The organism is Brevundimonas sp. P7753, assembly GCF_013386595.1.
Classification (GTDB): Bacteria; Pseudomonadota; Alphaproteobacteria; order Caulobacterales; family Caulobacteraceae; genus Brevundimonas; species Brevundimonas bullata.
The window spans coordinates 1-15,158 of record NZ_JACARP010000135.1 but is presented as its reverse complement, the minus strand read 5'-3'; the positions used below and the strand labels follow the sequence as shown (position 1 = coordinate 15,158).

16 protein-coding genes are annotated in these 15,158 nt (G+C 67.9%); 12 read left to right on the top strand and 4 right to left on the bottom strand.

Going from position 1 to position 15,158, the window contains the following annotated elements; translation table 11 throughout:
- The 8 genes from HX774_RS19830 to HX774_RS18240 all read left to right on the top strand — a co-directional run.
- On the top strand, positions 1–1,670 hold a 1,670-nt coding region (locus HX774_RS19830; RefSeq protein WP_255500546.1), incomplete at its 5' end, for a flagellar hook-length control protein FliK.
- A 3-nt stretch (positions 1,671–1,673) separates the two neighbouring features.
- On the top strand, positions 1,674–2,369 hold the full coding sequence (locus tag HX774_RS18270) for a flagellar hook assembly protein FlgD (protein ID WP_178828869.1): 696 nt from the start codon (positions 1,674–1,676) through the stop codon (positions 2,367–2,369).
- 47 nt (positions 2,370–2,416) lie between these two features.
- Positions 2,417–4,174 (top strand): flagellar hook protein FlgE, encoded by a 1,758-nt coding sequence (gene flgE / locus HX774_RS18265; protein ID WP_178828868.1) that lies wholly within the window; start codon positions 2,417–2,419, stop codon positions 4,172–4,174.
- Positions 4,175–4,360: 186 nt separating this feature from the next.
- The gene (locus tag HX774_RS18260; RefSeq protein WP_105563033.1) at positions 4,361–4,645 is read left to right on the top strand and encodes a DUF1153 domain-containing protein; all 285 of its coding nucleotides are present in this window, start codon (positions 4,361–4,363) and stop codon (positions 4,643–4,645) included.
- Between the two features lie 304 nt (positions 4,646–4,949).
- Positions 4,950–6,119, top strand: coding sequence for a tRNA 2-thiouridine(34) synthase MnmA (gene mnmA, locus HX774_RS18255; protein WP_178828870.1), 1,170 nt, complete (start codon positions 4,950–4,952; stop codon positions 6,117–6,119).
- Between the two features lie 22 nt (positions 6,120–6,141).
- Positions 6,142–6,690 (top strand): hemerythrin domain-containing protein, encoded by a 549-nt coding sequence (locus HX774_RS18250; protein WP_178828867.1) that lies wholly within the window; start codon positions 6,142–6,144, stop codon positions 6,688–6,690.
- A gap of 97 nt (positions 6,691–6,787) precedes the next feature.
- On the top strand, positions 6,788–8,725 hold the full coding sequence (locus tag HX774_RS18245) for a S9 family peptidase (RefSeq protein WP_178828866.1): 1,938 nt from the start codon (positions 6,788–6,790) through the stop codon (positions 8,723–8,725).
- 120 nt (positions 8,726–8,845) lie between these two features.
- Positions 8,846–9,133: a hypothetical protein gene (locus tag HX774_RS18240; RefSeq protein WP_178828865.1), complete on the top strand. Its 288-nt coding sequence runs from the start codon at positions 8,846–8,848 to the stop codon at positions 9,131–9,133.
- A gap of 132 nt (positions 9,134–9,265) precedes the next feature.
- Here the strand turns inward: HX774_RS18240 and HX774_RS18235 are convergent, their stop codons facing one another.
- Positions 9,266–9,913 (bottom strand): YoaK family protein, encoded by a 648-nt coding sequence (locus HX774_RS18235; protein ID WP_370523746.1) that lies wholly within the window; start codon positions 9,911–9,913, stop codon positions 9,266–9,268.
- Between the two features lie 50 nt (positions 9,914–9,963).
- On the bottom strand, positions 9,964–10,455 hold the full coding sequence (locus tag HX774_RS18230) for a helix-turn-helix domain-containing protein (protein ID WP_114817967.1): 492 nt from the start codon (positions 10,453–10,455) through the stop codon (positions 9,964–9,966).
- Positions 10,456–10,635: 180 nt separating this feature from the next.
- On the opposite strand from HX774_RS18230, the gene HX774_RS18225 reads away from it, so the two are divergent.
- The 4 genes from HX774_RS18225 to HX774_RS18210 all read left to right on the top strand — a co-directional run bounded on the left by HX774_RS18225 (position 10,636) and on the right by HX774_RS18210 (position 13,854).
- Positions 10,636–11,463 carry an acyl-CoA thioesterase II gene (locus tag HX774_RS18225; RefSeq protein WP_178828863.1) on the top strand — a complete coding sequence of 276 codons (828 nt, stop codon included), beginning with the start codon at positions 10,636–10,638 and terminating at the stop codon, positions 11,461–11,463.
- 81 nt (positions 11,464–11,544) lie between these two features.
- Entirely contained in the window at positions 11,545–12,735 is a 1,191-nt protein-coding gene (locus HX774_RS18220) for an acetyl-CoA C-acyltransferase (protein WP_178828862.1), read from the top strand.
- A gap of 46 nt (positions 12,736–12,781) precedes the next feature.
- The gene (gene eco, locus HX774_RS18215; RefSeq protein WP_178828861.1) at positions 12,782–13,294 is read left to right on the top strand and encodes a serine protease inhibitor ecotin; all 513 of its coding nucleotides are present in this window, start codon (positions 12,782–12,784) and stop codon (positions 13,292–13,294) included.
- Between the two features lie 227 nt (positions 13,295–13,521).
- Positions 13,522–13,854: a VOC family protein gene (locus HX774_RS18210; RefSeq protein ID WP_178828860.1), complete on the top strand. Its 333-nt coding sequence runs from the start codon at positions 13,522–13,524 to the stop codon at positions 13,852–13,854.
- A 9-nt stretch (positions 13,855–13,863) separates the two neighbouring features.
- Here the strand turns inward: HX774_RS18210 and HX774_RS18205 are convergent, their stop codons facing one another.
- Positions 13,864–14,622 carry a hypothetical protein gene (locus HX774_RS18205; protein ID WP_178828859.1) on the bottom strand — a complete coding sequence of 253 codons (759 nt, stop codon included), beginning with the start codon at positions 14,620–14,622 and terminating at the stop codon, positions 13,864–13,866.
- Between the two features lie 32 nt (positions 14,623–14,654).
- A partial coding sequence (locus tag HX774_RS18200; protein WP_178828858.1) for a sensor histidine kinase KdpD occupies positions 14,655–15,158 on the bottom strand: 504 nt, incomplete at its 5' end.

Genomic DNA, 15,158 nt, shown 5'->3' with positions numbered 1-15,158 from the left:
CCCCCCTGCCGGTCACGCCGTCGGCGCCCGCAACAGCTTCGGAAGTCGCCGATGGGGCAACCGCCGCAAGCTCTGCCGCCCCCTCGCCGAAGATCGCGCCGGTCCCGCCGCTGGACGCCGCGACCGACACGCCGCCGACCATCACCGCGCCGATGCCGCCTGCCGACGACGCTCTGGCTTCGGTTCCGGCCTCGACCACGCCGGCATCGCTCGGCACGTCCGCAGCGGCTCCTGACACGGCGAAAGCGCCCATCGCGCCCCCTGCCGCGCCCCTTCTCGCCGCCGCGCCGACGGAGGCTCGTCCTGCCCAGCCCGCGTCCGAGGCCGCGCCCCGCCCGGCCGTCGCTGCCGAAACGCCTGTCGCCCCGGGCCAGAACCCGGTTCAGGTCGATCAAACCGTGCGTCAGGCCGCCGCCGCCCCTCGCCAGGCGCCCACGGCTGCGCCCGCCGCCTCGACTTTGCCCGACGTCGCGCCGGAGCCGATCGCCTCCGACGAGACGACCAGGCCGCGCCCCGAAAGCGCCGCCGCCCGCCCGGTTTCCCAAGGGCCGGCCGCCGTCACCGTGATGGCCACGTCCGTCCCCGCATCGGCCCCCGCACCCGCGGCCGCTCCGTCGGTCCAGCCCGCGCCTGAGGCCCCTTCCGCCCAGACCCCCGCACCTGTCGCCAAGCCGGTCGCTACCACTGCAAGCGCTATCGCCGCCGCGCCCGTGGCCACGCCCGCACCTCGGCCGACAGCCGCTGCAGCACAGCCAGCCGTATCCGCGCAGCCGACGTCGCAGACCACTGAACTCGCCCCCAACGCCGACGCGGCGGAACCGGCGGAACAGGCCCTCGCGACCGCCGCCGCTTCAGTTTCAAGCGAAGCGGAGCCCGAGCCCGCACCCCAGACGCCGCCGCCCGCGACCACGGCTCCGGCCCCTGCCCGCAACGGGTCTGCACGCCTCGACGACCGCCGCTCCAACGCCGCCACAGCCAACGCCCCCGCTGAAGCCAGAACCGACACTGGCGGCGCCCGGTCGATCCTGCCGACCTCGCCCCCGTCCGCCGCCGCATCGACAGCGCCCGTTGTCGCCGCCCTCAGCGAGGCAGCCGCCGCGCCGGTCCTGCCCGCCGACGCCGCGCCGCTCGACGGCCAGGCCGACCTCGCCCCCTCGCAACAGATTCTGGACGCCCAGAGCGCCGCCCCGACCGCCCCGCGCGATCTGGGCCTGTCACAGCTGTCGCGCGCCACGGTCGAGACCACGGCCCAGCTGGCCGCGCAAATCCTGAAGAAGCTGGAAGGCCGCTCGACCCGCTTCGACATGGCCCTAACGCCCGAGGGCCTTGGTCGCGTCGATGTCAGCCTGGAAATCGATTCCGATGGCCGTCTGGCGGCGCGTCTGGCCTTCGACAACCCGGCGGCGGCGACCGACATGCGCGCCCGCGCTGACGAACTGCGTCGTCAGCTTCAGGACGCCGGTTTCCATCTCACCCAGGACTCGCTCGAGTTCTCGGACCGCAACCCTTCGTCAGGCTTCAGCGGCGGCGGCGCCTTTGACCGCGTCCCTAACCGCCGCGCCTTCGCCGGCGCCGCCCGTCTGGCCGCCCAGGCCGATACCGTCCTGCCGCCGCCCGGCGCCTGGACATCCCTCTCGATGACGCCCGACCGCGTCGATATGAAGGTCTGATCGATGGTCACCGCCGTCAATGGAAACACCGCCACCAACAAGATCAATGCCAGCTCCGGCATGCTGGCGTCGAACTTCGAGACCTTCCTCTCGTTGCTGACCGCCCAGCTGAAAAATCAGGACCCGCTGTCGCCGATGGACTCCAATGAGTTCACCGGCCAGCTGACCCAGATGGCCGGCGTCGAGCAGCAGCTTCTGTCCAACCAGCTGCTGACCGCCCTGTTGAACGGCCAGAAGGGCGACGGCCTGGCCAACGCCTCGAACTATATCGGCAAGGACGCCACCGCCGTCTGGGATGCGACCAAGGCCGCCGACGGCAAGGCGACGTGGAGCTACGAACTGGGCAAGAACGCCACCGAGGTCGAGCTTCAGGTCCTCAACTCGACGGGTCAAGTCGTCTGGAAGGGCCCGCCGCCAGAAGGCGGCACGACGTCAGGGGTGCACGACTTCAACTGGACCGAAGGTCAGGATGGCAGCGTCTATACGCTGAAGGTCGTGGCCAAGGACGGCACAGGCAAGGTCGACGCCCAGGTCCTGATGCGTGGTCGGATCACCGGCGTCGAGATGTACGCCGACGAGCCCTACGTCACCATCGGCAACTCGGTCATGCCGCTGTCCAGCATCATCGCGCTCGACGAGAAGAACGCCAGCGTGACCCCGCCGAAACCGGACCCCGCCCCACCCGAGACCGACGCCTGAACGGCGTCCCTCTCGCTTCCGCATTTTCCTCTTAAGGAGCCGCTACAATGAGCATCAACAGCGCCATGCAGGCCGGGGTTTCCGGTCTTTCCGCCAACTCCGCCGCCCTGGCCGCGATCTCGCAGAACATCGCGAACGTGAACACCATCGGCTACAAGCGCACCCAGGGCGAGTTCCAGACCATCGTGAACAGCCAGAGCAAGGGCGCGGGCGGCTATGCGGCCGGCGGCGTCATGACCACGGCCCGGCACTTCATCAGCCAGGAAGGCCAGTTGCAGCGCACGACGGAAAGCACCGACCTGGCCGTCGATGGTCAGGGCTTCTTCGTCACGACCGAGAAGGCCGAGGGCGTCGGCGCCACCGACAGCCGCCTGTTCACCCGCGCGGGCGCCTTCCGCATCGACAACCTGGGCTATCTGAAGAACAGCGCCGGCCTCTATCTGCAGGGCTGGCCCGTCGACTCCAACGGCGACATCGCCACGGACCCGTCGGACCTGACCCGTCTGCGCTCGATCAACATCGGCACGGTCGGCGGCACCGCCGAGCCCACCACGCGCGCACAGATCAACGCCAACCTCTATTCCGGCCAAGCCATTTCGACCGCCTCCGCCCCGCAGAAATATACGGGCGTCGCCATGGTTCCCGCCGCGTCAGGCCCCAAGGACTTCACCGTCCGCTATTCGCCAACCGGCGTCGCCAACGAGTACAACGTCACAATCAAGACCGGCATCGAAACCATCAACGCGGTCGCCACCTATGACGCCGGCGGCGCCCTGGTGGGCCTGGCCGGTCTGACGCCCGCCGGCGCCTCGGTCGATGGCGCGCTCGCAAACCTGACCCTGCCCTCGGGCGGAACCGTCGCCTTGGGCTCGCCCGGTCTCGGCATCACCACCAACAACATCGCCAAGACCAAGTACGATCCGTCCATCAACTCGATGGCCATGTATAATGGCGAGGATGACAATCCGCTTGGCGTGAAGCCGGACTTCAAGATCAACATCCCGGTCTCGGACTCCAAGGGCGGTCAGCGCAACATCGAAATCCGTCTGCTGAAGAGCGACGTGGCCAACGAATGGTACGCCGAAATCGTCGCCGTCCCGGCCGAGGACGTGGTCACCGGCGGGGCCTATTCGAACGGCCAGATCAAGAAGGGCGTCATCGCCTTCACCCCGGCGGGCCGCCTCGACATCTCGACCATGCAGGGCTGGCCTGCGGGCAAGGGCCTGTTCGACGACCCGGCTAACGCCGTCCTGGACTTCGGCAAGTCCGACCCCAACATGGTCATCGACCCGGCCGACCCGGCCGACGACCTGAAGGTGAAGTGGGCCGACGGCCTGGGCATCTCGGCCCAGACCCTGACCCTGGACCTGGCCACCTCGGCCGGCGGCCTCAGCCAGCTGAACACGGCCTCGATCGTGCAGTCCACGGTCACCAACGGCACCGCCTTCGGCAACCTGTCGGACATCAAGATCGACGAGAACGGCTTCGTCACCGCCATCTTCGACAACGGCGTCATGCGCCGGATCGCCCAGGTCGCCATCGCCACCTTCCCCAGCCCCGACAGCCTGCGTCAGGTCACCGGCAACGCCTTCCGCGTCAGCCTGGACAGCGGCACCTTCAACCTGAAGGCGGCTGGTACGGGCGGCTCGGGCATGATCGCGGCCCAGCAACTGGAATCCTCGACCGTCGACCTATCCGCCGAGTTCACCAGCCTGATCACCACCCAGCGCGCCTATTCGGCTTCGTCCAAGATCATCACGACGGCGGACGAGATGCTGGCCGAACTGCTCAGCATCAAGCGCTGATCGCTTAACGCGACTCCGTGAGTAAGCCTTTGTTAGACTCGATGAATCCTTCGTTTCCGGCGCCCCGCGCGCGCCGGGGGCGAAGGATGCGTCTTAGCCATTCCTTCACCACGACGCTTAAACGCCCCTTAGCCGGGGCGCGCCTAGGGTACGCGTCGATGGTGGTGGTGAAAGAGGCTTAAGCCCATGCTGCAAGAGCGACGCCTGAATAGTAGAGGCGAACAATATGTGGTCGGCCCGACGGGCACGCCGCTGACCCTGCGCGATCTCCCGCCGGCGGAAACGAACCGCTGGGTGATCCGCCGCAAGGCTGAAGTGGTCGCCGCCGTTCGCGGCGGTCTGATCAGCCTGGAAGACGCCCTGACGAAGTATCGTCTGACGGCTGAGGAATTCATCGCCTGGCAACAGGCGATCGACAAATGGGGCATGCAAGGCCTGCGCACCACGCGCATCCAGAGCTACCGGGATTGATGGGCCTCAAGTAGCGCGAAGCGCGATAGGCCCAAGGATAAAGGCCGCTTCCGGTGACGGAGGCGGCCTTTGTCGTTTCCGGCCGCCCCCAACCGCCGTCATCCTCGGGCTTGACCCGAGGATCGGGTTGTCCGTCTGCGTGACGTCTCAACAATGAGCGCGCCACTTCGCTCGATCCTCGGGTCAAGCCCGAGGATGACGTGCAGGGTTTTGCGCCCCCCGCCTCGAAATCGAACGCAGGGACCTCTATATGGCGGCGATGACCCTGGCTGACGACATCTGCCCCATCCCGACCATCGCCCCCATGTCCGGCGCCGCCGACATGGACGCCGCGATCGAGAGCGCGCGACAGGCGGTCGGCCTGCCGGTCGGCGCCCGCGTGGTCGCGGCCATGTCGGGCGGGGTGGATTCCACCGTCGTCGCCGCCTTGCTGGCCAAGGCCGGCTATGACGTGGTCGGCGTCACGCTCCAGCTCTACGACCACGGCGCCGCCCTGAAGAAGAAGGGCGCCTGCTGCGCCGGTCAGGACATCCACGACGCCCGTCTGGCCGCCGAGCTGATCGGCATCCCCCACTACGTCCTCGACTACGAAAGCCGCTTCAAGGACGCCGTGATCGACCAGTTCGCGGATTCCTATCTGAAGGGTCAGACCCCGGTCCCCTGCATTCGCTGCAATCAGACGGTCAAGTTCCGCGACCTGCTGGACGTCGCCCGCGACCTGGGCGCCGAGGCCATGGCCACCGGCCACTACGTCCGCCGCGCCCTCGCCGGAAACCGCTCGCAGATGAGGAAGGCCGTCGATCACTCGCGCGACCAGTCCTACTTCCTGTTCGCCACCACCCAGGCGCAGCTCGACTATCTGCGCTTCCCACTGGCCGATCTGGAAAAGCCCCAGGTGCGCGGCGTCGCCGCCGCCCTGGGGCTGAAGATCGCCGCCAAGCCGGACAGCCAGGACATCTGCTTCGTGCCGTCCGGCGACTATCGCACCCTGATCGACCGTCTGCGTCCACAAGGCCGCGAAGCCGGTGAGATCGTCCACATGGACGGCCGCGTGCTCGGGAAACACGGCGGCATCACCGACTACACCATCGGCCAGCGCCGGGGCCTGAACGTCGCCGTGGGCGAGCCTCTGTTCGTGACCAAGCTGGACCCCGACAAGCGCCGCGTCATCGTCGGCCCGCGCGAGGCCCTGCTGACCGCCAGCCTGATCCTGGAAGAAACCAACTGGCTCGGCGATCAAGCCACGATCGAGGAAGCCGCCCGCGACGGCGCCCCCGTCCTGGCCCGCGTCCGCTCGACCCGCCAGCCGTCCCCGGCCCGTCTTAGCATGGACAATAACAACCGCATCTCCGTCGTCTTCGATGAGGGTGAAGAAGGCGTCGCCCCCGGCCAGGCCTGCGCCCTCTACGACCCCGCCGATCCCGACCGCGTCCTGGGCGGCGGCTTCATCCAGAGCACCACCGCTGTCGTCTGATGCGCCTCACGACGGGCTGACCTTGGGCCTTCGCCCCGGCCTGCCCGCCGACATGCTCTATCTGCGCGACGCCTTCCCGCGTGAGCGCTGGACCGAGGCCTTGCCCGAATCCGCCGCCTTCTGGCTGCAAATGCACGCCGGCTTCCGCGCCCAACAGCGGCATATGGCCGACGCCGCTGCACGATGGCGCTCCGGCGCGCTGGACCCGCACGGCCTCCACGGCACCCTGATCCCGACGCTACAGGCCTTCCTCCAGCACCTGGACGGCCACCACCGGATCGAGAGCGGCCACTACTTCCCGCAGTTCCGCCTGATCGAACCGCGAATCCAGCCCGGCCTCGACCTGCTAGACCGCGATCACGACGCCATCCACGCGCATCTGGACGCCCTTTACCAATCCGCCGTAGCCTTCCATCAGGGGGTCGCGGCGCAATCGCCCGGCGCCTCGGACCATGCCCATCGCCTGGCCGACGTGCTGGACCGCGCCGCCCCTGGGCTGATCCGTCACCTCGACGACGAAGAGGACATCGTCATTCCCTTGATGGTTCTGAAAAGCGGCCCTGCGGCCTGACGCCACAGAACCTCGATCGTTTATTTTCGAGACAGGCCGCATCCATACGGCCATGCTCCAGCCTCATCAGGTCATCACGCACCTCACGAGGCTCAGAATGCGCTCCTTCGCCTGCATGGTTTCCGCCCTGACTCTTGTCGCCGCTGTTCCCGCCCTCGCCGCGACCGAACCCCCTGCGCCCGGCCAGACCCAGGCCGCTTCGACCGCCGCCACGCCCTACACCGCCGCCCAGTTCTTCGAGACGACCAGCTTCTCGATGGCCAACCCGGACGGCCTGGCCTTCTCCGAGGGGCGCAGCCACGTCCTGATCTCGTCGGATCAGACAGGCGTGTTCAACGCCTACGCCCTGCCCGTCGCGGGCGGCGACCCCGTGCCGCTGACCGCCTCGACCACCAACGCCACCTTCGCCCAGAGCTACTTCCCCGACGGCCGTCGCATCCTTGTGGCGGCGGATCAGGGCGGCAACGAACTGACCCACATCTACGTGCGCGAAACCGATGGGACGCTGCGCGACCTGACGCCCGGCGACAAGGTCAAGGCCGGCTTCGTCGGCTTCAGCGACGACGGCCAGACCTTCTGGCTGACCAGCAACGAACGCGACGCCTCGGCCTTCGACGTCTATGCCTATGACGCGACCACCTATGAGCGGAAACTGGTGTTCCAGAACCCCGGCCTCAACATCACGGCCGTATCCGGCGACGGTCGCCTGGTCGCCCTGATCAAGTCTCACACCAGCGCCAACTCCGACATCTATCTCGCTGATCTTCAGGCAGGCGGCGAGCCCTACCTGATCTCGCAACACACCGGCGACGTGGCCTATGACGTCAGCGGCTTCGGTCCCAACGGGGCGACCCTGATCTACACCAGCAATCAGGACGGCGAGTTCGCCCAGGCATACGCCTATGACATCGCCAACAAGGCCCACAACCGCACGACCCAGGCCGACTGGGACGTCATGTACGTCTCGTTCTCGCCCAACGGCCGCTATCGGGTCACCGCCGTTAACGCTGACGCCTCGACCGAACTGACCATCGAGGATGCGCAGACCCGCGCGCCCGTCCGCCTGACCGGCCTGCCCCAGGGCGACATCACCGGCGTCCGCTTCGATCCCGGCGCCGATCTGGCCGCCTTCACCGTGGTGTCCGACACCTCGCCCGCCGACGTCTTCGTCGCCGACCTGTCGACCGGACAGGCGCGTCGCCTGACCTCGGCCCTGAACCCCGCGATCAAGGAAAGCGACCTGGTCGAGGCGACCATCGTCCGCTACCCAGGCGAAGGCGGCGTCATGGTCCCGGCAGTCCTCTATCGGCCCAAGGGCGCCTCGGCCGCCAACCCGGCCCCGGCGGTCGTCCTGGTCCACGGCGGGCCGGGCGGCCAGACGCGGCGCGGCTATTCGGCCATGGTCCAGCACCTGGTCAATCACGGCTATGCGGTGCTGGGCGCCAACAACCGGGGCTCGTCAGGCTACGGCAAGACTTTTTTCCACATGGACGACAAGAAGCACGGCGAGGCCGACCTGCGCGACATCGTCGCCGGCGGCGACTGGTTGCGGGCGCAGGACTGGGTGGCCGATGATCAGGTCGCGGTCATGGGCGGCTCCTACGGCGGCTACATCACCGCCGCGGCCCTGGCCTTCCACCCGGACAAGTTCGAGGCCGGCATCGACATCTTCGGCGTGACCAACTGGGTGCGGACCCTGGAATCCATCCCCGCTTGGTGGGGCGCGCAGCGCGTGGCCCTGTTCGACGAAATGGGCGACCCGGCGACCGACGCCGTGCGTCACCGCGCCATCTCCCCCCTGTTCCACGCCGAGAAGATCCAGCGCCCCCTGCTGGTGATCCAGGGCGCCAACGACCCGCGCGTGCTTCAGGTCGAGAGCGACGAGCTGGTCGAAAAGGTCCGGGCCAACAACGTGCCGGTCGAATACGTCGTCTTCCCCGACGAAGGCCACGGCTTCCAGCGCCGCGCCAACCGCATCAAGGCCCAGGACTCCTATCTGGCCTTCCTGAACCGCTACGTCCGCAAGGCGGAGTGACCCGAAGGGCGAGGTTGAGAAGCCGCGTCCGACCCGTTGCGGACTTTATGTTTGGCCCAATAGGGGAGCGGGGTACAGAGACTCGTAGAGTCACTAACCTCGCTACCCAGGAGGAGACCGTTGTTTGCTGCTCTCGTGCGATGGATCGATAAAGATATTGACCGCTACATGAGCAACCAAGCCGTCGCGCTAATCGTGGCGGCCGGCGTTGTTCCCGGCGCACTCGCAGGGTGGAACTGGTTCACGATAGCGATTGGGGTTGCCTGGGGAGTTGCTTGGATCGGTTTGTGGCTCTGGAGAATGGCCGCTTGGCTGGAAAAAGAGACAGCCAAGAAGCGTCGTCGAATACGCCGGAAAGTACTGCGAGACGCGAGAGCCACATCAGTCGAACAGGAGGCAAAGAACTAATTTCTCGCTCAGGCTATAAGGCGGCCAACCACCCTTTTCTAGCGTTTACAGCATCCGCTTTCCGGCCTGGACGCGAATGCCCGCCATCGCCCCCCAAGCCAGGACTGAAATCGGCCGGTTGCAGACCTAGGCCTAGCGAAGCCTGCCTCTGTCGGCCGCAATGGAGGCCATGGTCAGCAGCAGCATCGCCACGACGGCCGCCGCCAAGGCGCTGGGGCCAAAACGGGCGAAGGTCAGCGCGCCCAGGATTGCGCCGGTCAACAGCCCCACCCACAGCAGAAGATAGGGAAGCCACCCAAAAGGGTCGCCGCCCCACAGCGAGGCTGTCAGCCGCTTGCCGAACTTCACCAAGGTGCCAGTCATGTAGGTCAGGCCCACTCTGACTTCGCCGTTTTCCGCGAAGACCGTGTTCTGCGCTCCCATGGCCAGAGCCAGCGGAAGGACGGCCCACACGCCCAGGCCGAACCCATGCATCACAAGGGCCAGCGCCAGAAGGCCGGTCACAAGGCTCAGAATGGCCGGTTCCTTGTGCCCCTTGGCAAGGCGGCCGACGCTGGCGCCCAAGACCACGCCCGCCACGAAGGTGAGGATCAGGCCGCCGGCGACGGCGACGGTCGAACTTCCTTCGGCGATGCCGACGCCCAGTCTTGTCGAATTCCCGCTCATGAACGAGACGAAAAATCCGCCGGTCATCAGGAAGCCGACAACATCAACAAAGCCTGCCACCGCCGAAAAGCAGGCGGCGAGCATCTTGGTTCTTAGGTCGAGCTGAACCATCATCTCTCTTGAAACCCGAGCCAACCGGCCCGGTGACGAGCAGGCCGCCCGCCTTAAGCCGCGTCTTCTTTGGGCATCATGTCGCCGACGGTGGGCCGGTTCTCGGCCCAGGTGACTTCGATGTCGCGGGGTTTGACGATCTCGTTGCAGTGGCCGCAGGCTATACGGGGCTTGAGGTCGTGGCCGCAGGTCTTGTGGATCATGGCGACGCCGCTGTCGGCCTCGCCATAGACATGCTTCTCGCCCCAGGCGTGCAGAGTCACCAGGACCCCGTACAGGTCCTTGCCCTTGGGCGTCAGGACGTATTCGTTGCGCGGCGGGCGTTCGGAATAGAGCTGCGGCTCCAGCACTCCGTGCTGCACCAGCGACTTCAGCCGCGCGGCCAGGACGTTGCGGGCCACGCCCAGCCGCTCCTGCCACTGTTCGAACCGGCGCACGCCGTTAAAGGCGTCGCGGATGACCAGCAGGGTCCACGGATCGCCGATCACCTCCAGCGTGGCGGCGATCGAGCAGCTCTGGCGGCTATAGTCGGCGGTGCGTCCCATGCAGCGGAAAGTGACCCCGCGTCAGGCTTTTGACAAGTGGGTTGCCAATCGCGACGCAGTTTGTCAGTTTCTTTAGGCAACGAACTAGCGGCTCCCCCGTGGTTCCTGCATCCCTCGACTTGCGGGCGGCGACGCTTCAGTTTCCGCCCGCGCCTCTTTCGCCTGCTGTTGCGTGGACCGATGACCGAAGCCGACCTGCTGCACGACGCCCTGACCCTGACGCCCGACGAGCATGGCCTCGCCGCCCACCTGTCGGGCGAGTTTTCTAACGGTCCCATCGTCGCACCGCCCGAGGCGGGCTTCCCCTTCGGCGGTCTGCTGGCGGCCCTGTGCGCCGGGGCCATGCGTCAGGGCCTGGACATCAAGGCGCCCTTGCGCAGCCTGACCGTCCAGTATCTGGCCGCCGCCAAATACGGCCAGCCGATCCATTTCCGTCCGCGCCTGCTGCGTGGCGGCCGCAACGTCGCCTATGCCGTGGTCGAGGGCGGGCAAGGCGCGCGCCTGACCCACCACGCCAGCGCCACCTATGGCGCGGACGGCGACAGCGTCGAAACCCTCAGCCCCCTTCTGACCCCGCCGCCCGTGCTGGACAGCGACGCGCCGGGCCTCAGCGGCCCCATGGCCCCGCGCTTCTCGCAGCACGTCGACTATCGCTTCGACGGCGGCCCCAACATCCTGGGCGGCAATGAAGGCAAGCCCGTCGTCGAGCGGGTCTGGATGCGCACCCGCGACGGCGCGCCCCTGGACGAGCTTCGCCTGGCCTACCTGCTGGACGCCCTCTATCCGCCTGCCTGGACCGCCTTCAAGGCGCCGCCCATGATGACCAGCGTCGATCTGCGCTACGATTTCATCAACGACCCGACGCCCGAGACCGCGCCCGACGGCTGGGCCTTCTTCGAATACCGGCTGCTGGATCACGGCCTCGGCTGGTCGATGGACGAGGCTGTCGCCTGGGGCGCGGACGGCCGCCCCCTGGCCCTGGCCCGGCAGCGCCGCAAACTGCTCTGAACCCTCTTCGGTGGCTATGCTTGCCAGCGGCCCTTCGCCTCCCCTAATCCCCCCGAAACGATTCATACTGGAAACGCCCTCATGACCGCCGCATCCGATCCCGTCGTCATCGTCTCCTTCGCCCGCACGCCCATGGGCGGCTTCCAGGGCGCCCTGTCCACGGTCAAGGCCACCGACCTTGGCGCCGCCGCCGTCAAGGCCGCCGTCGAGCGCGCCGGCCTCGCCCCTGAAAAGGTCGAGCAGATCTACATGGGCTGCGTCCTGCCCGCCGGTCTGGGCCAGGCCCCGGCGCGTCAGGCCGCCATCGGCGCAGGCCTGGGCAAACACGTCGAGGCGACCACGGTGAACAAGATGTGCGGCTCTGGCCTGCAAGCCGCCATGATGGCGCACGACGCCCTTCTGGCCGGCACCGCCGAGGTCATCGTCGCCGGCGGCATGGAGTCCATGACCGGCGCCCCCTACCTGATGAACAAGCACCGCAGCGGCGCCCGCATCGGCCACGACGTCATCGTCGACAGCATGATGATGGACGGTCTGGAAGACGCCTATTCCCCCGGCAAGGCCATGGGCGTCTTCGCCGAGGACACCGCCGCCCAGTACCAGTTCACCCGTGAACAGATGGACGAATACGCCATCGAAAGCCTGACCCGCGCCAAGGCCGCCATCGCCTCGGGCGCCTTCAAGGCCGAAATCGTCCCGGTCGAGGTCGCCACCCGCAAGGGCACGGTCACGGTCAGCGAAGACGAGCAGCCCGGCAAGGCCGACCCGGCCAAGATCCCCACCCTGCGCCCCGCCTTCACCAAGGACGGCGGCATCACCGCCGCCAACGCCTCCTCGATCTCGGATGGAGCAGCAGCCCTGGTCATGACCCGCGAGAGCACGGCCAAGGCCCTGGGCCTGCCCATCGTCGCCCGCGTCGTCGCCCACGCCGCCCACGCCCATGAGCCGGGCCTGTTCACCACCGCCCCCGTCCCGGCCATGCAAAAGGCGCTGAAGAAGGCCGGCTGGTCGGTCGAGGACGTGGACCTGTGGGAGATCAACGAGGCCTTCGCGGTCGTCGCCATGATCGCGCAGCAGGAACTGGGCATCGACCGGGCCAAACTGAACGTCAACGGCGGCGCCACGGCGCTCGGCCACCCCATCGGCGCCTCGGGCGCACGCATCCTGTCCACCCTGCTGGCGGCGCTTCAGGCGCGCGGCGGCAAGAAGGGCATGGCCTCGCTGTGCATCGGCGGCGGCGAAGCCGTGGCCATGGCCGTGGAACTGCCCTGAAGCTGTGGCGTTCTCCACGGTCACGCTAATCTTGGCCGTGGAGACTATGCCTTTGAAAATCCTCCCCTCCCTCTTCGCCGGCGTCGCCGCCCTGACCCTGGCGGCCTGCGCCACCGCTCAGGCGGGAAGCCCGATGGCCGACAGCACGCCCAGCGCTCAGACCAGCGACGCCCTGAAGGCCTTCCCTGCCGCCAGCGTGGGTCAGACGCGCCACGTCATCACCCTGCCGGCCCAGGCCGACGAAAGCGCGCTGAAGGTCGAGTTGATCCTGGGTAAGACCCAGACGGTGGACTGCAACCGCCAGTTCTTCGGCGGTCGACTGGAGACCCGCACGGCCGAGGGTTGGGGCTATGACTACTACGTCCTGCCGGCCCTGGGGAACGCGGCCGGCACGATGATGGGCTGCCCTCCCGGCTCGGAGCGCCAGGCCTTCGTCACCACGCAGGAACAGCCTCTGATCCGCTACAACTCGCGTCTGCCGGTGGTGGTCTACGCCCCGTCCGACGTCGAGGTGCGCTATCGCGTGTGGCGCGCGGGCGAGACCCAGACGGCGCGCTGATCGCCGCCATTGGTGGACACCAGACGCGGGCGTCGGTCGTTTTCGACCGGCGCCCGTTTCATTTCCCGCCCCGCCCATCGCTCCGCGTCGCGCATGAGCGAAGCCAGCGAGGCGCATCCGGCGCTCAGGACGATCATGGGCCGACTCCTGCATTTGCGAACCATTTGCAGTTTTGCGCAGGATCGTCTGTCGTGCAAGCGTCCGCCTCCATTTTCTGGAGAGTCGCCATGCGCGAAGACGGCAAGCTGGACTACCTCGAACTGCCCGCCACCGATATGGCCGCACACAAGGCCTTCTACGCCGCAGCCTTTGGTTGGGTGTTCCAAGACTACGGGCCTGACTATGCGGCGTTTGGCGAAGGCCTGGACGGCGGCTTCACCACCGAGGCGATGACGCCAAAGCCCCTGCCCATCCTCTACGCCCAAGACCTTGAAGCCATGCTGGCGAAGGTGCAGGCGGCGGGTGGAGAAATCACCCACCCGATCTTCGCCTTCCCCGGTGGGCGGCGCTTCCACTTCCGCGACCCGTCCGGCAACGACCTCGCCGTCTGGTCGGAGTAGGTTTGGGGCCTATTTGGGATCGACCGATTGGGCGATCCGCTCGGCGGCGTCGCGGTCGGCGCCGTCGAGGCTCATCAGCCAGACGTGGATTTCCTGCGGAGCCTCGGGCCGCTGGAACAGATGTTCCATGGCGATCCGGCGCGTCCCCTCCGGCACGATGACCGAGACGCGGCCCGCCGCTGTCACCTGCTCGCCGTCATAGATGGGAAACTGCGACGACGGCCCGGCATAGATCATGGCCAGGGTCTTGCCCGCCTTGCGCACGGACCAGACCTTGGCGTCCGGCGCTCCCCTTCCCTCGACCATCTGGAACCCGGTCGGCAGCTCGATGCGGAACGGCAGGGCGCCGACCGCCGCCGGGCTGAGCACGACCGGCGCAGGCGAAGCCGCCGCAGCAGGTGCGGGGGCCGGAGCGGGCGCAGGGGCCTGAACGGCTGTCGGAGCTGCTGACGGCGTCGGCGCGGGCGTCCGAGCCGGTGCGACCGGCGTGGCGGCAGCCGGGGCGCGGACGGGCGCAGTGGTCGTCGAGGCGGGCGCAGCGCGTGGCGTCGGCGCTGGAGCGGGTCCGGCCGGGGCGGCCGGAGTCACCTGAACAGGCGCGGGCGCCGCAGCGGGAGCAGGCGCTGTCGCCGGACGCGACGCAGCCGGGGGGCCGCCGTTCAGCAACCGGGTGAGTTCCTCGGCGCTCTGGGATTGGGCCTGAGATTGGGCCTGAGCCGCCACGGGAGCGGCGCTCAAAAGGACGGAGGCGAGAAGCACGGTTTTCATATAGGAACCTTGGCCACCGCCCCGCCCGCTGGTCAAGCCGCCGGCAGTTCGACCCAGAAGGTCGCCCCCTCGCCCGGCGCCGATATGACGCCGATCTCGCCGCCCTGAAGTTCCGTCAGGCGCTTGGCCAGGGCCAGGCCGATGCCGTGCCCTTCAATGGCCGAACGCTCCAGCCCCAGGCGGTTGAACGGTTCGAACAACTGGGCCTGTTTCTCCGGCGACAACCCCGGCCCGTAGTCGATCACCTCGATCCGCACGCGATCGTCGGCCCAGGCCGCGCGCAGTTTCACCCGCCCGCCCGCTGCGCCGTACTTGACCGCATTGCTGGCCAGGTTGCCGATCACCTGCGCCAGACGCTGGGAATCCGCCTGGGCGACCAAGGCGTCTCCCTCGATCAGAACGTCAATCGACAACCCCCTGACCTCCGGCTTCAGAATCAGAGCGCGGCGCACGTCTTCCAGAAGGCCCGCCACATCGGTCGGCCGCAACTCGACCTTGACCGCGCCGGACTCCGCGCGCGCCACGTCCAGCAGATC